The organism is Streptomyces sp. NPDC002232 (assembly GCF_042890295.1).
Lineage (GTDB): Bacteria > Actinomycetota > Actinomycetes > Streptomycetales > Streptomycetaceae > Streptomyces.
The window spans coordinates 230,219-251,375 of record NZ_JBIARV010000001.1 but is presented as its reverse complement, the minus strand read 5'-3'; the positions used below and the strand labels follow the sequence as shown (position 1 = coordinate 251,375).

Genomic DNA, 21,157 nt, shown 5'->3' with positions numbered 1-21,157 from the left:
ACCCGGAGGGTTCCCGCCCCGGCCCCCGGCACCTTGCGGGCCTCCGTCGCTACGGCCCGCGCCCGCCTCCCACGTCCCCGTCCGGGCCTGCACCCCGCGCGTGTCCGCCCCCTGGCGCGGGCTTGAGCCCCGCTCCTGTGCACGCGCCACCCGTTGCGGGCCCTTCGCCCCCGTGCCCGCGTGCCTGCGCCCTGCGTGGGCCTTCGCCCCCGCCCTGCGCGTGCCGCGCCCGAGCGGGCCCGTGCCCGTTGTGGGCGTGCCTCGCCCCGTGCGGGCTGCGCCCGCTGCCCGTGTGGGCAATCGTCCCGCTGGGGCGATGGGGGTCCCCCCTGCTCGAGCGAAGCCGAGAGCTTGGGGGAGGGTGGGCACACGGGACGGCGCCCCTTCGCGGCGCCTCCGCGTCCTGCGCCTTGACCCGCACCGCCCAGTGACCGTGCACGGGGGTGCGGGTCAGGGCGCGACAGCCTCTGGCGCCGGCAGGGCGCGGGTCCGTTGTGCCCACCCGTTCCGCCCCGGCGGAACGCATGCCCACAACGGGCGGGGCGCCCGCCCTCAACGGTGGGCGCGGCCACAACGGGGGTCGGCGAGGGCGCCGTCCACAACGGCGCGGTGCAGGCCCACGACGGGCGGGGCCGCCGCCCGCACCGCAGGGCCCGCGCTCCCCACCGGACCGCCAAGGCCCCCCAGCCGGAGGCCCCGCGGCCGAGAACCGCCCCCCCCAGAACAGGCCAGGCGCCGGACCCGCCACCCCGGGCTCGTAGAATCGACCCACCATGGCTTACCTCGACCACGCCGCGACCACGCCCATGCTGCCCGAGGCGATCGAGGCGATGACCGCCCAGCTCGCCGTCACGGGCAACGCCTCCTCCCTGCACGCCGCCGGACGGCGCGCCCGGCGGACCGTCGAGGAGGGGCGCGAGACCCTCGCCGCCGCACTCGGCGCGCGGCCGAGCGAGGTCGTCTTCACCTCCGGCGGCACCGAGGCCGACAACCTCGCCGTGAAGGGCCTGTACTGGGCCCGCCGCGCCGCCGACCCCCGCCGCACCCGCGTCCTGGCCAGCCCGGTCGAGCACCACGCCGTCCTCGACGCCGTGGACTGGCTCGCCACCCACGAGGGCGCCACCGTCGAGTACCTCCCGGTCGACGCCCACGGCCGCGTGCACCCCGACGCCCTGCGCGAGGCGATCGCCCGCGACCCCGGATCCGTCGCCCTGGCCACCGTCATGTGGGCGAACAACGAGATCGGCACGATCATGCCGATCCGTGAACTCGCCGACGTCGCCGCCGAGTCCGGCGTCCCCCTGCACGCCGACGCCGTCCAGGCGCTGGGTCAGATCCCGGTCGACTTCGCCGCATCCGGACTCGCCGCGATGACGGTCTCCGGCCACAAGATCGGCGGCCCGTACGGCATCGGCGCCCTGCTCCTGGGGCGCGAGCACACCCCCGTTCCCGTGCTGCACGGCGGCGGACAGGAGCGGCACGTCCGCTCCGGCACCCTCGACGTGCCCGCGATCGCCGCCTTCGCCGTCGCCGCCCGGCTCGCCGCCGAGCGGCAGGAGGAGTTCGCCCGCGAGGTCGGCGCCCTGCGCGACGAGCTCGTGACCACCGTCCGGGAGCTCGTGCCCGACGCGATCCTCGGCGGCGACCCGGTCGGCCGTCTCCCAGCCAACGCCCACTTCACCTTCCCCGGCTGCGAGGGCGACTCCCTGCTCCTGCTGCTCGACGCCGCCGGCATCGCCTGCTCCACCGGCTCCGCCTGCACCGCCGGGATCGCCCAGCCCAGCCACGTCCTGCTCGCCACCGGCACCGACCCCGACCTGGCCCGCGGCACGCTGCGCTTCTCCCTCGGTCACACCTCCACCAAGGAGGACGTGGCGGCCGTCGCCGGGGCGATCGGCCCCGCCGTCGACCGCGCCCGCACCGCCGGCCTCAGCTGACGCCCGCGGACCTCAGCTGACGTCCGCCGGCCTCAGCCGACGTCCGCCGGCCTCAGCCGAGCCGCGAGCGGGCCCTGCGGACGAGCTCCATGTAGCGCTCCCAGTCCCAGTGCGGACCGGGGTCGGTGTGGTCGGTGCCCTCGACCTCGACGTGCCCGATGATGTGCTCCCGGTCCACGGGTATCCCGTACCGGGCGCATATGTCGGCGGTGAGCCGCGCCGACCCCTCGTACATCGCCGTCGTGAAGTCCTGCGGCCGGTCGACGAAGCCCTCGTGCTCGATGCCGACGCTCCGCTCGTTCATGTCGCGGTTCCCGGCGTGGAACGCGACGTCGAGCTCCCGGATCATCTGCGCCACATGGCCGTCCTTGCGGACCACGTAGTGCGCGGCGGCCCCGTGCGAGGGGTCCTTGAAGACCTTCAGGGCGGACGCGTAGCTGCCCTGGACGACATGGATCACGACCCGGTCGACGGTGTAGTCGTCCGGCCGGTCGGCCCGCCGCCAGTTCGCCCGCGCCGCCGAGGTCCACTCGGCGCCCTTGTGGTCGAGCACGCCCTCGACGCGCTTCTTCTCCATCCCCGGCAGCCGCCACCACAGCCGCCCCAGCTCGTCCCTGGCCAGCGCGGCCGTGCCCAGTGCGGCGGCCGCGCCACCGATCAGTACGGCCCGGCGGCCCACCCGCCGGCCGTCCGCCCCGCTCCCCTTGCCCTTCGGCTTGCTCCCCATGCCACCGAGAACGCTCACCACCGCGACCTCGGTTCCCGCGGCCCCGTACCCTGGTGGGGCTATGACTAAGACTCTCCGCGTCCTCGCCGCCATGTCCGGCGGGGTGGACTCCGCCGTCGCCGCCGCCCGCGCCGCCGAAGCCGGCCACGACGTCACCGGCGTGCACCTGGCCCTCTCCGCGAACCCTCAGTCCTTCCGCACCGGAGCGCGCGGCTGCTGCACCATCGAGGACTCGCGCGACGCGCGCCGGGCGGCCGACGTCATCGGCATCCCCTTCTACGTGTGGGACCTCGCCGAGCGGTTCCGCGAGGACGTCGTCGACGACTTCGTCGCGGAGTACGAGGCGGGCCGCACGCCCAACCCGTGCCTGCGCTGCAACGAGAAGATCAAGTTCGCGGCGCTCCTCGACAAGGCGCTCGCCCTCGGCTTCGACGCGGTCTGCACCGGCCACTACGCCACCGTCGTCCTGAACGAGGACGGCACCCGCGAGCTGCACCGGGCCTCGGACATGGCCAAGGACCAGTCGTACGTGCTCGGCGTGCTCGACGAGAAGCAGCTGGCGCACGCGATGTTCCCGCTCGGCGACACCCTCACCACCAAGGACGAGATCCGGGCGGAGGCCGAGCGGCGCGGGCTCGCGGTCGCGAAGAAGCCCGACAGCCACGACATCTGCTTCATCGCCGACGGCGACACCCAGGGCTTCCTCGCCGCCCGCCTGGGCAAGGCGGACGGCGACATCGTCGACGAGTCGGGGACGAAGGTCGGCAGCCACGAGGGCGCGTACGGCTTCACCATCGGCCAGCGCAAGGGCCTGCGGATCGGCCACCCGGCGGCGGACGGCAAGCCCCGCTACGTCCTCGACATCTCGCCGGTGAACAACACGGTCACCGTCGGCCCCGCCGAGGCGCTCGACGTCACCGCGCTCACCGCGATCAAGCCCCGCTGGTGCGGCACCGCCCCCGAGGGCCCCGGCCGCTACACCGCCCAGCTCCGCGCCCACGGCGGAGAGACGCCGGTGAGCGCGGCGATGGAGGACGGCGAGCTGCGGGTCTCCTTCGACGAGCCGGTCCGCGGCGTGGCGCCCGGGCAGGCGATCGTCCTGTACGACGGCACGCGCGTGGTGGGCTCGGCGACCATCGCCACGACCACCCGGCGCACCGCCGAGACCGCCACCGCCTAGACGGCCCCCTCCGGGGGCTCCTCCAGGAACTCCGCCAGGACCGGGGCCAGGACGTGCGGGGCCACCTCGCCCGTCTGCCCGGTCAGGGTGCGGTGCCGGGCCCGGGGGAGCGCGGCCGACAGGTCGCGGGCCGTCCGCCGGACCGCCGCCGGGCTCGCGCCCCCGTCGACCACGAGCACGCGCGTGTGGACCGTCCGTACGAGTCCGTCCGCGAGCGGCTCCGGCTCGTACACCGACACCGCCCCGACCGGGAGCCCCGCCGCCGCCCCGGCGAGCGCGAGGACGGCTCCCGTCCCGGCGCCGTGCAGGGCCGCGCCCGGACCCGCCGCCCCCAGGACGGCCGCCAGGTCCTCGATCTCCCGCTCCACGGCGGCGGCTCCGCGCCGCTCGTACGTCACGACGCGGAAGCGCCGGGCGAGCAGCCCGGCGAGCACCCGCCCGGCGCCGTCCGGCCCGTCCACGAGCACGACGGCCCGCCCTGCCCCGTACCGCTCGTACGCGATCTCCGTACCGTCCCGCGACACGACACGGCCCCTGCTCACCTCGTCCATGGCAGGGCAGACCGGGGCCGTCGCGGAAACTCATCGCCGCCCGCCGGACCTTTTCGGCGACCGCCTACGGTGGAGGCCATGAACATCTGCGTCTTCCTCTCCGCCGCCGACCTCGACGAGCGCTACACGGCCCCCGCCCGCGAGTTCGCCACGCTCCTCGGCAAGGCCGGCCACACCCTGGTCTGGGGCGGCTCCGACACCGGCCTCATGAAGGTCGTCGCGGACGGCGTCCAGGACGCGGGCGGCCGGCTCGTCGGCGTCTCCGTGGACTTCCTCGCCCACAAGGCCCGGCCGAACGCCGACGAGATGGTCGTCGCCGGGGACCTGGCCGAGCGCAAGGCACTGCTCCTCGCCAAGTGCGACGCGATCGTGGTCATGGTGGGCGGCACGGGCACCCTCGACGAGGCCACCGAGATCCTGGAGCTGAAGAAGCACGGCAAGCACGCCAAGCCGGTCGTCCTCCTCAACACGGAGGGCTTCTACGACGGACTGAGGGCCCAGTTCCGCCGCATGGAGGACGAGGGCTTCCTCCCGCTCCCCCTCGCCGCCCTCGCCCACTTCGCGGACGACGCCCCCGCGGCCCTCGCCCACCTGGAGTCCGCCCTGAGCTGAGGAGAACGTTTCTGCGGATGCTTCTGCAATGTACGTTCGACTGCCCTGATGGCTGATCCCCGTCATTCCCTACCTACTCCAGCCATTTTCTCCGCCGGAACCCGTTCGCGATTGCGTTCGCGATCGCGACCTCGCTAGCGTCGTGCGGCGCGAGGACCGCAGGCCGGACAGACGGGGGAGACGGTGTCGTACACAGAGCGCTGGCAGCAGCTCTTCGGCCCTGCCGACGGTGGAGGGGCCGTGGGGGGCCTCGCCTCGGCGGGAACCGGCGGGGGTGCGAGCGGCCGGCTCCGGCACAGCCGCGGACCCTGGACCAGCGCCTCCGGCACCGCCGGCGACCTCCGTACGAGTGCCGAGACGAGCCGGTCGGCACTCGGCCCCGGGCACGAGGGCATCGAGGCCGCAGCCGCCGGTCTCACCTCCGTCGCGGTGCTCAGGAGCGTGCGGACGTCCTGGGAGGAACGCCTGCAGGCGTTGCGCGACGAGTGCGAGCAGCTCGACGGGACCCTGTTGACGGTCGCCAAGGAGATGGGCGAGACCGAGACCGCCGTCGAGAGGTCCTTCAAGGACGTCGACGGCGGCGGCACGGCGGGCGACCGACGGTGACCGGAACGCTCACCTGGCGGCTGCTCCGCGACCTCAGGACCGCCGCACTCACGGACGCGGGCGACACCTGGCACGAGGTGTCGAACCGCTCGGACTCCGACCGCGTCCGCGTCGACCGCGCGATGTCCGCGAAGCTCCGCGAGACGCAGGAGAGCGAATCGGCCGAGGCCGCGCTCGGCCGGCTCCGGCGCCTGAGCCGCAACTTCCAGTACCTGCACGGCGAGTGCGGCCTGGTGCGGACGGCGCTCAACGGTCTCGCCGGTGATCTCGCCGAGCCGCAGAACCGGCTGAAGCAGGCCCTCGCGGACGCCGCCGCCCTGCACTTCACCGTCCACGAGGACGGTTCCGTGAGCTATCCGGCGGCCCCGGTCGAGGACCTGACCGGGGCGGAGAGGGAGGCGCCGGGCAGCAGCGTCCGGGGCAGCTCCCGCCTGCCTCTGGAACCCCCAGGCCCCGGCTTCGGCGGGACGTCGCCGGTGGACCCGGGCTTCCGGGGCTTCGCGCCGCTCAACCCGAACGCGGCGAAGGCCCAGGACGTGGCGGACCGGATCGCCCGCGCCGTTCGGTCCGCGCGAGAGATCGACGCCCGGTACGCGCGGACCCTCGGCGGCCTCAGGGCGGAGAAGGGTCTCGACGTCACCGAGGCCACCCTGAAGGACGTCTTCCGCGACACCGCCGACGTCCGTGCGACCGCCGGAAGGCACCTGGGCGCGGGCGTTCCGGAGGACCGGAGCCCCGCCGAGCGCAAGAAGTGGTGGGACGGCCTGAGCGACGAACAGCGCCAGGAGTACCTGGAGGTCGCGCCGGACCTGGTGGGCGGCCTGGACGGCATCCCGGCCGCCGCGCGCGACGAGGCGAACCGCACCTACCTGCCGGTCCTCATGGACGAGCTGTCCCGACGGGGCGGCGAGGACGCGGCCACCAAGCTCGACGCGCTCCGCAGGATCCAGGCCCGGCTGAGGAGCCCGAGCGACCCGCCGATGTTCCTGCTGGGCATCGGCGCCGAGGGCAACGGGCGGGCGATCGTCTCGTACGGCGACCCGGACACGGCGAAGAACGTGTCGGCGTACGTCCCGGGCCTGGGGACCAGACTCGACGGCGACTTCGTCGACGACACGATGAAGCGGGCGCAGGACACGGCCAAGGGCGCCCGGCGCCATGATCCTTCCAGCGCCTCCATCGTCTGGCTCGGCTACGACGCCCCGCAGAACGTCGACGTCATGTCCGAGGGGGACGCTCAACGGGGCGCCCCCGCGTACAACCGGTTCATGGCGGGGCTCTCGGCGACCAACGAGAACCCGGACCCGCATGTGACGGCGATCGGACACTCCTACGGTTCGCTCACCGTGGGCACGGCCGCCCGGCAGCCCGGCGGGATCCCCGGAGCGGACGACATCATCCTGCTCGGCAGCCCCGGCGTGGACGCGCAGAAAGCGACGGAACTGGGAGTCGGGGCGGACCACGTCTTCGTCGGCGCCGCCGACAACGACCCCGTGACGCATCTGCCGTCGCGGGACGAGGCGGCATTGGGCTGGGTGGTGGGAGGCCCGGCGGGCGTTCTCGTCGGACGGGACCTCTTCGACGTCGGCGACGACGACGTGTACTTCGGCAAGGATCCGGCGAGCGAGGCCTTCGGAGCGCGGCGTTTCAAGGTCGACGACGGACCGGCCATGATCCGGGAAGCGGGCGCGTTCGGCGCCCACTCCCGGTACTTCACGCCCGAGCAGGACCCCGAGTCGGCGAAGAACATCGCGAGGATCGTGGCCGGGCGGTCCGACGAGATCACCACGGAGGAACACCGATGAAGAGGCTGGGGCGGACCGCCGGGGTCGTCGTCCCCGTCACCCTGGCAGGCGTGGCCCTGGCGGGCTGCGGAGCGCAGGTCGGCAGCGGAGCGAGGGCGGACATGAACATGCAGGAAGCGGCGGAGCGCGCGGACGCGATGCTGGACGCGACGCTGGGCGCGGTCGTGCCCGAGGTCCAGTGGGCGCATGACACGACCACCAGCGGCAGCTGTACGGTGACCCGGCGGCGGGCGGTGACGACGGTCGTCTCCGCACAGCGGCGCGGGAGCTTCCTCGGCGTGATCGAGCGCTTCTGGAAGAAGTCCGGCTACGAGATCACCGGTGTGAACCGGAGCCAGGACGCGCCGGCCATCTTCGCCAGGACTCCGGAGGACTTCCGCCTGTCCGTGGAGGTCGCCTACAAGGGCCAGGCCTTCTTCGACGTGACCACCCCGTGCGTCGAAAAGTCGGACGTCGCCGAACCCGCCTCCGAGCCCAGCGGGCCCGCGTACCCCTACGGCCGGATCCCCACCCCCCACGCCCGCTCCGACTTCTGGTCCGCCACGGCTCCCGCCCCCGCCCCCTCCGGCTGACTGCGGATGGGAGCATGGCTCCCATGGCTACACATGTGATCACCGGAGCCGGTTCCGGCATCGGCGCCGCCGTCGCGCGCCGTCTTCACGCGCGCGGGGACGAGCTCGTGCTCCACGCGCGCGACGCGGGGCGGGCGAAGGAGCTCGCCGCGCTGTTCCCCGGCGCGCGGACGCTCGTCGGGGACCTGGCCGAACCGGACCGGCTGTCCTGGGCCTTCTCGCACCAGAGCCTCCCGGACCGGGTGGACACCCTGCTGCACATCGCGGGCGTCGTCGACCTGGGACCGGTCGGGGAGCTCACCCCGAAGACCTGGCACCACCAGCTGAACGTCAACCTGGTCGCCCCGGCCGAGCTGACCCGGCACTTCCTGCCCCAGCTGCGGCTCTCCCAGGGCCACGTCGTCTTCGTGAACTCGGGCGCCGGGCTCAACGCGCACGCCGAGTGGGGCGCGTACGCCGCCTCCAAGCACGGCCTGAAGGCGCTCGCGGACTCGCTGCGCCACGAGGAGCACGCCCACGGCGTCCGGGTGACCTCGGTCTACCCCGGCCGCACCGCCAGCCCCATGCAGGTGAAGGTCCATCAGCAGGAGGGCAAGGAGTACGACGCCTCCCGCTGGATCGATCCCGAGTCCGTCGCGACGGCGATCCTCACGGCGATCGACCTCCCGCGCGACGCGGAGATCAACGACCTCACCGTGCGCCCGGGGCGGTAGACGTGGGTGACATGAAGCTCTTCGGCCCCGCCACCGGCGTCGGCTCCCTGCCCGGCGGCGACGCCCGCGAGGCGGCCAAGACCGTCACGGGGTCCTTCGAGGACTTCCCGTACCTCGCCGAACTGCCCGCCCGGGGCCCCGGCGCCGACATGATCGGCCGGACGACCGGGATGCTCGTCGACCTCTACGCGCACGTGGAGCCGAGCGGCTGGCGGATCAGCGACCGGCCCGGCCGCGACACCAAGCGCGCCCGTTCCTGGCTCGGCGAGGACCTCGACGCCCTGGAGGAGTTCACCCAGGGCTACGAGGGCCCGCTCAAGGTCCAGGCCGTCGGCCCGTGGACGCTCGCCGCGGCCCTGGAGCTGCGCGGCGGCGAGGCCGCCCTCGGCGACGCCGGAGCCCGCCGCGACCTGGCCGGCTCCCTCGCGGAGGGCCTCCGCGCCCACCTGGCGGACGTCGCCCGGCGCGTCCCGGGCGCCGACCTCGTGCTCCAGCTCGACGAGCCCTCGCTCATCGCCGTGCTGCGCGGGCAGATCCGCACCGCGAGCGGCTACCGCACCCACCGGGCCGTCGACCGCCAGGTCGTCGAGAGCGCCCTGCGGGACGTCATGGCCGTGCACGACGGGCCCGTGGTCGTCCACTCCTGCGCGCCGGACGTGCCGTTCGCCCTGCTGCGGCGGGCCGGCGCGGCGGGCGTCTCGTTCGATTTCTCGCTCCTCACCGAACGTGACGAGGAGGCGATCGGCGAGGCCGTGGAGGGCGGGACGAAGCTCTTCGCCGGTGTGGTGCCGTCCACCGACACGGCATTGTCCGACCCGGGCGGTAGCGTCATGGGAGTCAGGACGCTGTGGCGCAGGCTGGGGCTGAATCCGGGGACTCTCGCGGAGTCCGTGGTGGTCACCCCGACGTGCGGGCTGGCGGGCGCTTCGCCCGGCTACGCCCGGGCGGCGCTCGCCCACTGCTCCAGAGCGGCACGGTCGCTCGCGGACAACCCTGAGTAACGGGAGGACGAGAACGGTGGCAGTCGAACAGGGGGCTCTGCCCGCCGAGGCACGGGAGAAGCACGCCGACCTGGCCGAGCAGGTCGAGGAGCACCGCTTCCGGTACTACGTGAAGGACCAGCCGGTCGTCAGCGACGGCGAGTTCGACCGGCTCCTGCGCGCGCTGGAGGCGCTGGAGGAGGAGTACCCGGAGCTGCGGACGCCGGACTCGCCGACCCAGAAGGTGGCCGGGCAGTACGAGACCGAGTTCACCGCCGTCGAGCACCGGGAGCGCATGCTCTCCCTGGACAACGCCTTCGACGAGGAGGAGCTCGCGACCTGGGCCGAGCGCGTCGCCCGGGACGTCGGCTCGCCCGGCTACCACTACCTGTGCGAGCTCAAGGTCGACGGCCTCGCGGTCAACCTCACGTACGAGCACGGGCGGCTGACCCGCGCCGCCACCCGCGGCGACGGCCGCACCGGCGAGGACATCACGCCCAACGTCCGGACGATCACCGACATCCCCGAGCGGCTGCGCGGCGAGCGGATCCCGGACCTGGTGGAGATCCGGGGCGAGGTCTACTTCCCGATGGAGGGCTTCGAGGCGCTCAACGCCCGCCTGGTGGAGGCGGGCGACAAGCCCTTCGCCAACCCGCGCAACGCGGCCGCGGGATCGCTCCGGCAGAAGGACCCGAAGGTCACCGCCTCGCGCCCGCTCCACATGGTGGTGCACGGCATCGGCGCCCGCGAGGGCTTCGACATCGACTGCCTCTCCCACGCGTACGAGCTGCTCCGCGAGTGGGGCCTGCCCACCGCCCGGCACAACCGGGTGGTCGACTCGCTCGACGGCGTGCGCGAGTTCATCGCGTACTTCGGGGAGAACCGCCACTCCGTGGAGCACGAGATCGACGGGGTGGTCGTCAAGCTCGACGAGATCCCCCTCCAGGGCCGTCTCGGCTCCACCGCGCGCGCCCCGCGCTGGGCCATCGCCTGGAAGTACGCGCCGGAGGAGGTCAACACCAAGCTCGTCGACATCAAGGTCGGCGTCGGCCGCACCGGGCGCGTCACCCCGTACGCCCAGGTCGAGCCGGTGACCGTGGCCGGCTCCGAGGTCGAGTTCGCGACCCTTCACAACCAGGAGGTCGTCAAGGCCAAGGGCGTGCTGATCGGCGACACGGTCGTGCTGCGCAAGGCCGGTGACGTCATCCCCGAGATCCTCGGCCCGGTCGCCGACCTGCGGGACGGCACCGAGCGGGAGTTCGTGATGCCCGCCGACTGCCCGGAGTGCGGGACGCCGCTGAAGCCGATGAAGGAGGGCGACATCGACCTCCGCTGTCCCAACGCCCGCACCTGCCCGGCCCAGCTGCGTGAACGTCTCTTCTTCCTCGCCGGGCGCCAGTGCCTGGACATCGAGAACTTCGGCGCGGTGTCCGCCGCGGCCCTGACCCGGCCGCTGGAGCCCGCCGAGTCCCCGCTGGTGGACGAGGGCGACCTCTTCGACCTGACGATCGAGCAGCTGCTGCCGATCAAGGCGTACGTCCTCGACCCGGACAGCGGACTGCCCAGGCGGGACCCGAAGACCGGCGAGGAGAAGATCGTCACGGTCTTCGCCAACCAGAAGGGCGAGCCGAAGAAGAACGCGCTCGCCATGCTGGAGAACATCGCGGCGGCGAAGACCCGCCCGCTCGCCCGCTTCATCAACGGGCTCTCCATCCGGCACGTGGGGCCGGTCGCGGCCGAGGCGCTGGCCCGGGAGTTCCGCTCGCTGGAGCGGATCGAGCAGGCGAGCGAGGAGGAGCTGGCGGCCGTCGACGGCGTCGGCGGGATCATCGCGGCGGCGGTGAAGCAGTGGTTCTCCGAGGAGTGGCACCGCGAGATCGTGCGCAAGTGGCGGGCCGCCGGGGTCAGCCTGGAGGACGAGGGGGCCGGCGAGGACCAGGGCCCGCGTCCGCTGGAAGGCCTGACGGTCGTGGTGACGGGGACGCTGGAGAAGTTCACCAGGGATGGCGCAAAAGAGTCCCTCCAGCGGCTCGGAGCGAAGGTGACCGGTTCCGTTTCGAAGAAGACCGCCTTCGTCGTGGTGGGTGAAAACCCTGGTTCGAAGTACGACAAGGCGATGCAGCTGAAGGTTCCGGTTCTGGACGAGGAAGGCTTCTCCGTCCTGCTCGAACAGGGACCCGACGCCGCTCGGGAGGCCGCGGTCCCGGTCGCCGAGTAGCCTCCCGACGCCCCCTGGAAGCTCACCCGTTCGGCGCATACCAGATCGTTACGGGTGGCTGGGTCGCATTCGGGCAAGACAAGGAGAGCGCTGCCCGTCGGGGCCTTCGGCGGCCTAGTCTGGTGACCGTGCGTCCAGTCCTGCACGCCCGCGTCGCGAGGGCTCTGCCGGCGTGGCGTCAGGACATCGGCCCCGTGACACCCCGTGCGGCCGCCCGCGGGCGGCCGCACGCCGGATGCCCGGCCGGACGACGGACGGCCGCGGCAGCGCGGCCATCGCACACCGACGGCACCGCCGCCTGTGAGAGGGACGGGAATGGAACCGACCGAGAGCGCCGCCCCGGTCCCACGGCCGCACGGCCGTGTGGTCCCCCTGGGCTTCCCCTCCCGGCTGTCCGCAGCCGTGGCGGGCGTCGCCGCCGTCGTGCTCGCCGTCGGGCTCCAGCGAGCCGTGAGCGGCGGACACGGACTCTTCCCCGGCGGCGTCACCGGCTGGTCCCTCGCCCTCCTCACCGGACTCATCGTCGGCCACCTCGTCGCCCTCGGCCGGGACCGCTGGTGGGGCGGCACCGGCTCCGGCGGCGCCCTCACCCTCGCCGTCCTCCTGCTCTACGGCTGGGTGCCCGCCGGACTCGTCTCGCTCACCGTCGTCGCCCTGGTCGGCGCCGCCCGCCGGCACCGCTGGCGCCAGAGCCTGCTGCACGGCGCCGCCGACGTCCTCGGAGTCGGCGCCGCCGCCCTCGTCCTCGCCCTCTTCGGCGACGTACCGACCGTCGAACAGCCCTGGCAGCCCCTCGACTGGACGATCGCGGACCTCCCGGAAGTCGTCCTCGCCGCGGGCACCTACCTCGTGGTCACCCGCCTCCTCCTGTGGTACACGCTCGCCCCCCACGGCCGCGGACTGCCCACCATCGCCCGCACCGCACTCCTGCGACAGGGCCTCGTCGCCGTCGCCCTCCTCGGCATCGCCCCGCTCCTGTGCGTCGTCGCCGCCACCCGGCCGGTCCTCCTGCCGCTCTTCGCCGTCCCCCTCATCGCCCTCGACTCCACCCTCTGGATCGCCCGCGCCCGCGCCGAGGAGCAGCTCCGCGACCCGCTCACCGGGCTCCCCAACCGCCAGTGGCTCCTGGAGCGGGCCTGGACCGCCCTGGAGGAGGCCGAGGGCGAGGGGGCCCGCGCCGCCCTCGTCCTCATCGACCTCGACCGCTTCCGCTCGGTGAACGACACCCTCGGCCACCTCGCCGGCGACCGGCTGCTCCTCCAGATCGCCGAACGCCTCCGCCTCGCCCTGCCGCGCGGCGCCGAGGCCGCCCGGCTCGGCGGCGACGAGTTCGCCGTCCTGCTCCCCACCTGCGACTCCACCACCAGCGCCCAGCGGGTCGCCCGGCACCTCGTCGCCGAGCTGTCCTCCCCGCTCGACCTCGACGGGCTCACCCTCGTCCTGGAGGCCAGCGCCGGAGTCGCCGTCTTCCCCGACCACGCGCTGGACGCCGAGGGCCTGCTGCGCCGCGCCGACGTCGCCATGTACCAGGCCAAGCGGGACCGCACCGGAGTCGAGGTCTACGAGTCCAAGCGGGACTCCAACACCCCCGACCGGCTCGGCCTCCTCGGCGACCTCCGCCGCGCCCTGGACGCCGGCGAGGTGGAGCTCCACTACCAGCCCAAGGTCCGCTTCGACGGCCAGGTCGCCGGCCTGGAGGCGCTCGTCCGCTGGGTCCACCCCGAGCGCGGGAAGGTCCCCCCGGACGAGTTCATCGCCATCGCCGAGTCCTCCGGCCTGATGCCCCACCTCACCGAGTACGTCCTGGAGACCGCCCTCGCGCAGGTCGCCCGCTGGCGCGCCCAGGGCCTCAACGTCCCGGTCGCCGTCAACGTCTCGCCGCGCGACGTCCACACCCCCGGCTTCGCCGGCGCCGTCGCCGCCCGGCTCGCCCGCCACGGCGTCCCGGCCGGCGCCCTCCAGCTGGAGATAACGGAGCACGTGCTCCTGGAGGACCCGCAGCGGGCCGCCGACACGCTGAACGGGCTCACCGGCCACGGCGTCAAGATGTCCCTGGACGACTTCGGCACCGGCTACTCCTCCCTCGTCCACCTGCGCAGGCTGCCCGTCAGCGAACTGAAGATCGACCGCTCCTTCGTCGCCCGGCTCGCCGTCGACACCGAGGACGCCGAGATCGTCCGCTGCACCCTCGACCTCGCCCACTCGCTCGGCCTCCTCGTCGTCGCCGAGGGCGTCGAGGACGACGAGACCTGGGAGCGCCTGCGCGACCTGGGCTGCGACGCCGTCCAGGGCTGGCTGGTCGCCGCCGCCATGCCGCCCGCCGAGGCCACCGCCTGGCTCCTGGCGCGCGGCGAGCACGGCTGGCGCCGCCCCGCCGACATCGCCGCCGAGGTCGACCTGGACCACCCTTCGGGCCAGGTCGTGCAGTGACCCGCACCCTCCCGGGGCAAACCGTTTAACGGGCAGCGGCACCGGCGTCCTAGGATGGTCCGACACCATCAAGCTCACCCCGTGAGGATCCGCATGCCTGGCATCACGCGCGAGGAGGTCGCCCACCTCGCACGGCTGGCGCGTCTGGAGCTGAAGGGCGAAGAACTCGATCACTTCGCCGGCCAGCTCGACGACATCATCGGCGCGGTCGCCCGCGTCTCCGAGGTCGCCGACCAAGACGTACCGCCGACCTCCCACCCGCTGCCGCTGACCAATGTCATGCGCGCGGACGAGGTCCGTCCGTCGCTCACCCCCGAGCAGGCGCTCTCCGGCGCCCCGGCCCAGGAGCAGCAGCGTTTCAAGGTGCCGCAGATCCTGGGGGAGGACTAACACGTCATGACGGACAACATCATCATCAAGCTCACCGCGGCCGAGATCGCCGGGAAGATCGCCACCGGCGAGCTGACCGCCGTCGAGGTCGCCGAGGCGCACCTCGCGCGCATCGAGGCCGTCGACGAGAAGGTCCACGCCTTCCTGCACGTCGACCGCGAGGGCGCCCTCGCCCAGGCCCGCGCCGTCGACGAGAAGCGCGCCCGGGGCGAGAAGCTCGGCCCACTCGCCGGTGTGCCGCTCGCGCTCAAGGACATCTTCACCACCGTCGGCATGCCGACGACCGTGGGCTCGAAGATCCTGGAGGGCTGGATCCCGCCGTACGACGCGACCCTGGTCAAGAACCTCAAGGCCGCCGACGTCGTCATCCTCGGCAAGACCAACATGGACGAGTTCGCGATGGGCTCCTCCACGGAGAACAGCGCCTACGGCCCGACCGGCAACCCGTGGGACCTGACCCGGATCCCCGGCGGCTCCGGCGGCGGCTCCTCGGCCGCCCTCGCCGCGTACGAGGCCCCGCTGGCCATCGGCACGGACACCGGCGGCTCGATCCGCCAGCCCGCGGCCGTCACCGGCACGGTCGGCGTCAAGCCGACCTACGGCGGCGTCTCCCGCTTCGGCATGGTGGCCTTCTCGTCCTCCCTCGACCAGGGCGGCCCCTGCGCCCGCACGGTCCTGGACGCGGCCCTGCTCCACGAGGCGATCGCCGGGCACGACCCGCTCGACTCCACCTCCATCGACGCCCCGGTCCCGCCGGTCGTCGAGGCGGCGCGCAACGGCTCGGTGGCCGGCATGCGCGTCGGCGTCGTCAAGCAGTTCCGCGGCGAGGGCTACCAGGCCGGCGTCGTGCAGCGCTTCGACGAGTCCGTCGAGCTGCTGAAGTCGCTGGGCGCCGAGATCGTCGAGCTGGACTGCCCGACCTTCGACCTCGCGCTCTCCGCGTACTACCTGATCGCGCCGTCGGAGTGCTCCTCCAACCTGGCCCGCTTCGACGCCATGCGCTACGGCCTGCGGGTCGGCGACGACGGCACCCGTTCGGCCGAGGACGTCACCGCCCTCACCCGTGAGGCCGGCTTCGGCGACGAGGTCAAGCGCCGCATCATCCTCGGCACCTACGCGCTGAGCTCCGGCTACTACGACGCCTACTACGGCTCGGCGCAGAAGGTCCGCACCCTCATCACCCGCGAGTTCGAGAAGGCCTTCGAGGAGGTGGACGTCATCGTCTCCCCGACGACCCCCACCACCGCCTTCCCGATCGGCGAGCGCGCCGACGACCCGATGGCGATGTACCTCGCGGACCTGTGCACCATCCCGACCAACCTGGCCGGCAACGCCGCCATGTCGCTGCCCTGCGGCCTCGCGCCCGAGGACGGCCTCCCGGTCGGTCTGCAGATCATCGCCCCCGCCATGAAGGACGACCGGCTGTACAAGGTCGGCGCCGCCGTCGAGGCCGCCTTCGTGGAAAAGTGGGGACACCCGCTGCTCGAGGAGGCTCCGTCGCTGTGAGTGCCATGGCAAAGAAGGCCAAGAACTTCAAGAAGTCCAAGACCGGGCTCTACGTCTCGCTCGCGACCACCGCGTTCGGCGTCGTCAGCGTCGCCAAGCAGGCCAAGCTGGCCCGCAACGACAACGACATGCTGCGGCTGATCGACTCCGCCGTGTCCGCCGCCGCCATCGCCACCGGCCTGGCGATCCTCTACCGGGAGCTCAAGCGCCTGGGCGACGACGACGTCCTGCTGGGCTGAGAGGGAAAGTCTCACCGTGACTGTCACTGAACTGCTGTCGTACGAAGCGGCGCTCGCCGAGTACGACCCCGTCATGGGCCTGGAGGTCCATGTCGAGCTCGGCACGAAGACGAAGATGTTCTGCGGCTGCTCGACCGAGCTGGGCGCGGAGCCCAACTCGCAGACCTGCCCGACCTGCCTCGGCCTGCCCGGCTCGCTGCCGGTGGTCAACGCGATCGGCGTCGAGTCCGCCATCAAGATCGGCCTCGCGCTGCACTGCGAGATCGCCGAGTGGTGCCGCTTCGCCCGGAAGAACTACTTCTATCCGGACATGCCGAAGAACTTCCAGACCTCCCAGTACGACGAGCCCATCGCCTTCAACGGCTACCTGGACGTCCAGCTGGAGGACGGCGAGGTCTTCCGCGTGGAGATCGAGCGCGCCCACATGGAGGAGGACACCGGCAAGTCCACCCACATCGGTGGCGCGACCGGCCGCATCCACGGCGCCTCGCACTCGCTGCTCGACTACAACCGGGCCGGCATCCCGCTCATCGAGATCGTCACCAAGCCGATCGAGGGAGCGGGCGAGCGGGCCCCCGAGGTCGCCAAGGCGTACGTCGCCGAGCTGCGCGAGCTGATCCGTGCCCTGGGCGTCTCCGAGGCGCGCATGGACAAGGGCCAGATGCGCTGCGACGTGAACCTGTCGCTGCGTCCGAACGGCACGAAGACCTTCGGCACCCGCTCGGAGACGAAGAACGTCAACTCGCTCCGTTCGGTGGAGCGCTCCGCGCGCTTCGAGATCCAGCGCCACGCGGCCGTCCTGTCCTCCGGCGGGACGATCGTGCAGGAGACCCGTCACTTCCACGAGGACGACGGCTCCACCACCTCCGGCCGCATCAAGGACAACGCCGAGGACTACCGGTACTTCCCGGAGCCCGACCTCGTCCCCGTGGCCCCGGCCCGTGCCTGGGTCGAGGAGCTGCGTGCCGGTCTGCCCGAGCTGCCGCGGCTGCGCCGCAACCGGCTCCGCGAGGAGTGGGGCGTCTCCGAGGTGGAGATGCAGGCCATCCTCAACGCGGGCGCGGTCGACGCGATCGTCGCCACCACCGAGGCGGGCGCGGACGCGGCCTCGGCCCGCAAGTGGTGGATGGGCGAGCTGGCCCGCAACGCCAACGAGCAGGGCGTCTCCCTGGAGGAGCTGCCGATCACGCCGGCGGACGTGGCCCGGGTCTCGGCCCTGGTCGCCGGCGGCGACCTCAACGACAAGCTGGCCCGCCAGGTCATCGAGGGCGTCCTCGCCGGCGAGGGCACCCCGGACGAGGTCGTCGAGAAGCGCGGTCTGAAGGTCGTCTCCGACGACGGCGCGCTCGGCACGGCGGTCGACGAGGCCATCGCGGGCAACGCGGCCATCGCCGACAAGATCCGCGGCGGCAAGGTCGCGGCGGTCGGCGCCCTGGTCGGCGCGGTCATGAAGGCCACCCGTGGCCAGGCGGACGCGGCGAAGGTCAAGGACCTGATCCTGGAGAAGCTCGGCGTCACCGAGGGCTGATCCCGCCCCCGTACGGCTCAGGGCGGCCCCGCACCGGACTTCCGGTGCGGGGCCGTTCCGCGTCCCCCGGCGGACACGCTGCCCCCGGGCGCGTGACCAGGCGCGGCGCGGTGCGCCCGGCGTCCCGAATCCCCGGTGACCTGCGGCCCCTCCCCGTGAGAGGCTCCGCTCCGCTCCGCCGCCCCGGCTGGAGCGGGGGAGGGAACGGAACACGTCGGTGGAACCCACGGAGTACGTCGCCCGGCTGCGCGCGCAGGCCTTCCCGCGACGGGGCGACGCACTCTGTGAGGATCGCCACGAAAGGGGCAAAGGATCACGTTCGGCTGCAAGAGTGGGGCGCGAGTACAGATCCAGTCAGGAGCCCCTCCTTTGGCCGCAATCGCACGGTGGTGCCTTCGGCATCGTCTCGTCGTCGTCCTCCTGTGGCTCCTCGCTCTCGGCGGCACCGCCGCCGGCGCGACCCTGGCCGGCAGCGCGTACTCCAACGACTACGAGGCCCCGGGCACCGAGTCCGGACGGGCCACCGCCCTGCTGGAGCGGGGCTTCCACGGCCTCGGCGGCGACAGCGACACCATCGTCTGGCACACCGACCGTGGCAGCGTCCGCGCCGACGCCGTCGAGCGGCGCACCACCGCGATGCTCGACCGGGTCGCCGACCTGCCCGGCGTCGCCGCCGTCACCTCCCCGTACGGCGACACCGCGGGCCAGGTCAGCGAGGACGGGCACACCGCCTACGCCACCGTGACCTTCGACGCGCAGGCCGACGACATCCCCGAGGCCCAGGCCCGCGCCCTCGTCGACACCGCCAAGGCGGCCGCCACCGACGACCTGCGGGTCGAGCTCGGCGGCAGCGCGGTCGCCCTCACCGAGGGCCCCGGCGGGCACATCGCCGAGGTCGTCGGGGTCGCCGTCGCGGCCGTCGTCCTCTTCCTCGCCTTCGGCTCGCTCGCCGCCGCCGCGCTCCCCATCGCGACCGCGCTCGTCAGCGTCGGCATCGCGTACTCCGGGATCGTCCTCCTCGGCCATCTGATGACCGTCGCCGATTTCGCCCCCATGCTGGGCATGCTCGTCGGCCTCGGCGTCGGCATCGACTACGCCCTGTTCATCGTCACCCGGCACCGCAGAGGCCTCAAACGCGGCCTGTCCGTCACCGAGGCCGCCGAGACCGCCGTCGCCACCACCGGACGCGCCGTCGTCTTCGCCGGAGCCACGGTCTGCATCGCCCTGCTCGGCATGCTGATCCTGCGGCTCGGGTTCCTCAACGGCGTCGCGATCGCCGCCTCGCTCACCGTGCTCCTCACGGTCGCCGCCTCCGTCACCCTGCTGCCCGCGCTCCTCTCGTTCATCGGCATGCGGGCGCTGTCCCGGCGCGAGCGCCGGGTGCTCACCGAGCGCGGACCGCAGCCCGAGCTGCCCACCGGCTTCGCCGCCCGCTGGTCCGCCTTCGTCGAGCGGCACCCCAAGCTGCTCGGCGCCGTCGCCGTCGTCGTCATGGGCGTCCTGGCGCTGCCCACGCTCTCGCTCCACCTCGGCACCTCCGACCAGGGCAACGGCCCGGCCACCTCGACCACGCGCCAGGCCTACGACCTGCTCGCCGACGGCTTCGGGCCGGGCGTCAACGGGCCCCTCACCCTCGTCGCCGGCCTCGACGGCGCCGACGACCGGGTCGCCCTCGACCGGCTGCCGTCGGCGCTCGCCGCCACCAAGGGCGTCGCGTCGGTCTCCCCGGTCACGTACAACGGCGCGGGCGACACCGCCGTCCTCACCGTCGTGCCCGACTCCGCGCCGCAGTCCAAGGCGACCAGCGAGCTCGTCGACCGGCTCCGCACGGACGTCCTCCCGAAGGCCGAGGACGGCACGTCCCTCGACGTCCACGTGGGCGGCGTCACCGCCTCGTACGACGACTTCGCCGAGATCATCGTCGGCAAGCTGCCGCTCTTCGTGGGCGTCGTCGTCGCGCTCGGCTGTCTGCTGCTCCTGCTCGCCTTCCGGTCGCTCGGCATCCCGCTCAAGGCCGCCGCCATGAACGTCGCCGCCGTCGGCGGTGCCTTCGGCATCGTCGTCGCGATCTTCCAGTGGGGCTGGGGGAGCGAGCCGCTCGGCCTCGGCAGCGCCGGACCGATCGAACCCTTCCTCCCCGTGATCATGGTCTCCGTCCTCTTCGGACTCTCCATGGACTACCAGGTCTTCCTGGTCAGCCGGATGTACGAGGAGTGGCTGGAGACCGGCGACAACCGGCGGGCGGTCCGGGTCGGCCTCGCCGAGACCAGCCGCGTGATCAACTCCGCGGCCGTCATCATGATCGCCGTCTTCCTGGCCTTCGTCCTCAGCGGGGACCGGGTCATCGCGATGTTCGGCATCGCGCTCGCGGCGGCCGTCGCCCTCGACGCCTTCGTGCTGCGCACCCTGCTCGTACCCGCGCTCATGCACCTGCTCGGCGGCGCGAACTGGTGGCTCCCGAAGTGGCTCGACCGGCTGCTGCCGAGGATCAGCATCGAGCCGCCCGAGTGCCGGGAGGCCGCCGACGCGCGTGCGAAGATCCCCGTACAGCGCGTGACGGCTTCGGCCGCGGAGGAGAGGAACGACGATGTTCGCGATATCGCTGGGTGACGACGGCGCCGAGCTGCGGCCCCTGGAGCCCTGGCAGGCCGAGGAACTGCTCGCCCACATGGACCGGGGCCGGGAGTTCATCGGGCAGCACATCGCCCTCCCCGACTTCGTCGCCGACCTCGCGTCCGCCCGCGCCTACCTCCGCTCGTACGCCGAGAAGGCCGCGGACGACGCCGGCCGCCTGTACGGCATCTGGAGCGAGGGCACCCTCGTCGGCGGGGTCCTCTTCCGCACCTTCGACGTCGCGAACGGCACCGCCGAGGCCGGCTGCTGGCTGGAGCCCTCCGCCGCCGGGAAGGGCCTGATCACCCGGGCCTGCCGGGTCATCATCGACTGGGCGATCGAGGAGCGCGGCATCCACCGCGTCGAGTGGTACGCCTCCACGAAGAACCTGGCCAGCGTCGCCGTCGCCCGCCGCCTCGGCATGACGAAGGAGGGCGTCGTGCGGGAGAACTACCTCTACCGCGGCACCCGCGCCGACACCGAGATCTGGGCCGTCCTCGCCCCCGAGTGGCGCGCGGCGAAGGCGTCTTAAGCCGCCTCTCATGTGGGC

18 protein-coding genes are annotated in these 21,157 nt (G+C 73.1%); 16 read left to right on the top strand and 2 right to left on the bottom strand.

Annotated elements, in window-relative coordinates; all coding sequences use genetic code 11:
• Positions 1–773 precede the first annotated feature (773 nt).
• The gene (locus tag ACFYXU_RS01115) at positions 774–1,937 is read left to right on the top strand and encodes a cysteine desulfurase family protein (RefSeq protein ID WP_329850390.1); all 1,164 of its coding nucleotides are present in this window, start codon (positions 774–776) and stop codon (positions 1,935–1,937) included.
• A 52-nt stretch (positions 1,938–1,989) separates the two neighbouring features.
• On the opposite strand, the gene ACFYXU_RS01110 is transcribed toward ACFYXU_RS01115, so the two are convergent.
• Positions 1,990–2,664, bottom strand: coding sequence for an N-acetylmuramoyl-L-alanine amidase (locus ACFYXU_RS01110; protein WP_389456726.1), 675 nt, complete (start codon positions 2,662–2,664; stop codon positions 1,990–1,992).
• A 61-nt stretch (positions 2,665–2,725) separates the two neighbouring features.
• Here ACFYXU_RS01110 and mnmA point away from each other — a divergent pair, with 61 nt between their 5' ends.
• Positions 2,726–3,844, top strand: coding sequence for a tRNA 2-thiouridine(34) synthase MnmA (mnmA, locus tag ACFYXU_RS01105; protein ID WP_389456140.1), 1,119 nt, complete (start codon positions 2,726–2,728; stop codon positions 3,842–3,844).
• Here the strand turns inward: mnmA and ACFYXU_RS01100 are convergent.
• Positions 3,841–4,395: an alpha/beta hydrolase gene (locus ACFYXU_RS01100; protein ID WP_389456138.1), complete on the bottom strand. Its 555-nt coding sequence runs from the start codon at positions 4,393–4,395 to the stop codon at positions 3,841–3,843. The two genes, mnmA and ACFYXU_RS01100, sit on opposite strands and share 4 nt — an antisense overlap.
• 78 nt (positions 4,396–4,473) lie before the next feature.
• On the opposite strand from ACFYXU_RS01100, the gene ACFYXU_RS01095 reads away from it, so the two are divergent.
• The 14 genes from ACFYXU_RS01095 to ACFYXU_RS01030 all read left to right on the top strand — a co-directional run bounded on the left by ACFYXU_RS01095 (position 4,474) and on the right by ACFYXU_RS01030 (position 21,139).
• Positions 4,474–5,007, top strand: a complete 534-nt coding sequence (locus ACFYXU_RS01095) for a TIGR00730 family Rossman fold protein (RefSeq protein WP_376513562.1) — start codon at positions 4,474–4,476, stop codon at positions 5,005–5,007.
• Between the two features lie 183 nt (positions 5,008–5,190).
• Positions 5,191–5,613, top strand: coding sequence for a hypothetical protein (locus tag ACFYXU_RS01090; RefSeq protein WP_389456136.1), 423 nt, complete (start codon positions 5,191–5,193; stop codon positions 5,611–5,613).
• Positions 5,610–7,418 carry an alpha/beta hydrolase gene (locus ACFYXU_RS01085; protein WP_389456134.1) on the top strand — a complete coding sequence of 603 codons (1,809 nt, stop codon included), beginning with the start codon at positions 5,610–5,612 and terminating at the stop codon, positions 7,416–7,418. Before ACFYXU_RS01090 ends, ACFYXU_RS01085 begins: the two co-directional genes overlap by 4 nt.
• Positions 7,415–7,990 (top strand): hypothetical protein, encoded by a 576-nt coding sequence (locus tag ACFYXU_RS01080; RefSeq protein ID WP_389456132.1) that lies wholly within the window; start codon positions 7,415–7,417, stop codon positions 7,988–7,990. The genes ACFYXU_RS01085 and ACFYXU_RS01080 overlap by 4 nt, the downstream gene beginning before the upstream one ends.
• Positions 7,991–8,004: 14 nt before the next feature.
• Complete coding sequence (locus ACFYXU_RS01075; RefSeq protein ID WP_389456130.1) at positions 8,005–8,703, top strand: SDR family oxidoreductase; 699 nt, start codon at positions 8,005–8,007, stop codon at positions 8,701–8,703.
• An 11-nt stretch (positions 8,704–8,714) separates the two neighbouring features.
• Entirely contained in the window at positions 8,715–9,704 is a 990-nt protein-coding gene (locus tag ACFYXU_RS01070; protein WP_389456724.1) for a methionine synthase, read from the top strand.
• 16 nt (positions 9,705–9,720) lie between these two features.
• Positions 9,721–11,901, top strand: a complete 2,181-nt coding sequence (gene ligA, locus ACFYXU_RS01065; RefSeq protein ID WP_376513571.1) for an NAD-dependent DNA ligase LigA — start codon at positions 9,721–9,723, stop codon at positions 11,899–11,901.
• A gap of 315 nt (positions 11,902–12,216) precedes the next feature.
• On the top strand, positions 12,217–14,331 hold the full coding sequence (locus ACFYXU_RS01060) for a putative bifunctional diguanylate cyclase/phosphodiesterase (RefSeq protein ID WP_389408099.1): 2,115 nt from the start codon (positions 12,217–12,219) through the stop codon (positions 14,329–14,331).
• A 93-nt stretch (positions 14,332–14,424) separates the two neighbouring features.
• The gene (gene gatC / locus ACFYXU_RS01055; protein WP_015036350.1) at positions 14,425–14,721 is read left to right on the top strand and encodes an Asp-tRNA(Asn)/Glu-tRNA(Gln) amidotransferase subunit GatC; all 297 of its coding nucleotides are present in this window, start codon (positions 14,425–14,427) and stop codon (positions 14,719–14,721) included.
• 6 nt (positions 14,722–14,727) lie between these two features.
• The gene (gatA, locus tag ACFYXU_RS01050) at positions 14,728–16,227 is read left to right on the top strand and encodes an Asp-tRNA(Asn)/Glu-tRNA(Gln) amidotransferase subunit GatA (protein ID WP_389456128.1); all 1,500 of its coding nucleotides are present in this window, start codon (positions 14,728–14,730) and stop codon (positions 16,225–16,227) included.
• Between the two features lie 5 nt (positions 16,228–16,232).
• Positions 16,233–16,466, top strand: coding sequence for a hypothetical protein (locus ACFYXU_RS01045; protein WP_376513604.1), 234 nt, complete (start codon positions 16,233–16,235; stop codon positions 16,464–16,466).
• A gap of 16 nt (positions 16,467–16,482) precedes the next feature.
• Positions 16,483–17,994 carry an Asp-tRNA(Asn)/Glu-tRNA(Gln) amidotransferase subunit GatB gene (gene gatB, locus ACFYXU_RS01040; RefSeq protein ID WP_329850375.1) on the top strand — a complete coding sequence of 504 codons (1,512 nt, stop codon included), beginning with the start codon at positions 16,483–16,485 and terminating at the stop codon, positions 17,992–17,994.
• A 369-nt stretch (positions 17,995–18,363) separates the two neighbouring features.
• Positions 18,364–20,604, top strand: coding sequence for an MMPL family transporter (locus tag ACFYXU_RS01035; RefSeq protein ID WP_389456126.1), 2,241 nt, complete (start codon positions 18,364–18,366; stop codon positions 20,602–20,604).
• On the top strand, positions 20,582–21,139 hold the full coding sequence (locus ACFYXU_RS01030) for a GNAT family N-acetyltransferase (protein WP_384563602.1): 558 nt from the start codon (positions 20,582–20,584) through the stop codon (positions 21,137–21,139). Before ACFYXU_RS01035 ends, ACFYXU_RS01030 begins: the two co-directional genes overlap by 23 nt.
• Positions 21,140–21,157 lie beyond the last annotated feature (18 nt).

Excerpts from the sequence above, each read along its gene's own strand:
- ACFYXU_RS01115 (WP_329850390.1), top strand. The coding sequence starts at position 774 with ATGGCTTACCTCGACCACGCCGCGACCACGCCCATGCTGCCCGAGGCG.
- ACFYXU_RS01110 (WP_389456726.1), bottom strand. The coding sequence starts at position 2,664 with ATGGGGAGCAAGCCGAAGGGCAAGGGGAGCGGGGCGGACGGCCGGCGG.
- mnmA (WP_389456140.1), top strand. The coding sequence starts at position 2,726 with ATGACTAAGACTCTCCGCGTCCTCGCCGCCATGTCCGGCGGGGTGGAC.
- ACFYXU_RS01100 (WP_389456138.1), bottom strand. The coding sequence starts at position 4,395 with ATGGACGAGGTGAGCAGGGGCCGTGTCGTGTCGCGGGACGGTACGGAG.
- ACFYXU_RS01095 (WP_376513562.1), top strand. The coding sequence starts at position 4,474 with ATGAACATCTGCGTCTTCCTCTCCGCCGCCGACCTCGACGAGCGCTAC.
- ACFYXU_RS01080 (WP_389456132.1), top strand. The coding sequence starts at position 7,415 with ATGAAGAGGCTGGGGCGGACCGCCGGGGTCGTCGTCCCCGTCACCCTG.
- ACFYXU_RS01075 (WP_389456130.1), top strand. The coding sequence starts at position 8,005 with ATGGCTCCCATGGCTACACATGTGATCACCGGAGCCGGTTCCGGCATC.
- ACFYXU_RS01070 (WP_389456724.1), top strand. The coding sequence starts at position 8,715 with ATGAAGCTCTTCGGCCCCGCCACCGGCGTCGGCTCCCTGCCCGGCGGC.
- ACFYXU_RS01060 (WP_389408099.1), top strand. The coding sequence starts at position 12,217 with ATGGAACCGACCGAGAGCGCCGCCCCGGTCCCACGGCCGCACGGCCGT.
- gatC (WP_015036350.1), top strand. The coding sequence starts at position 14,425 with ATGCCTGGCATCACGCGCGAGGAGGTCGCCCACCTCGCACGGCTGGCG.
- gatA (WP_389456128.1), top strand. The coding sequence starts at position 14,728 with ATGACGGACAACATCATCATCAAGCTCACCGCGGCCGAGATCGCCGGG.
- ACFYXU_RS01045 (WP_376513604.1), top strand. The coding sequence starts at position 16,233 with ATGGCAAAGAAGGCCAAGAACTTCAAGAAGTCCAAGACCGGGCTCTAC.
- ACFYXU_RS01030 (WP_384563602.1), top strand. The coding sequence starts at position 20,582 with ATGTTCGCGATATCGCTGGGTGACGACGGCGCCGAGCTGCGGCCCCTG.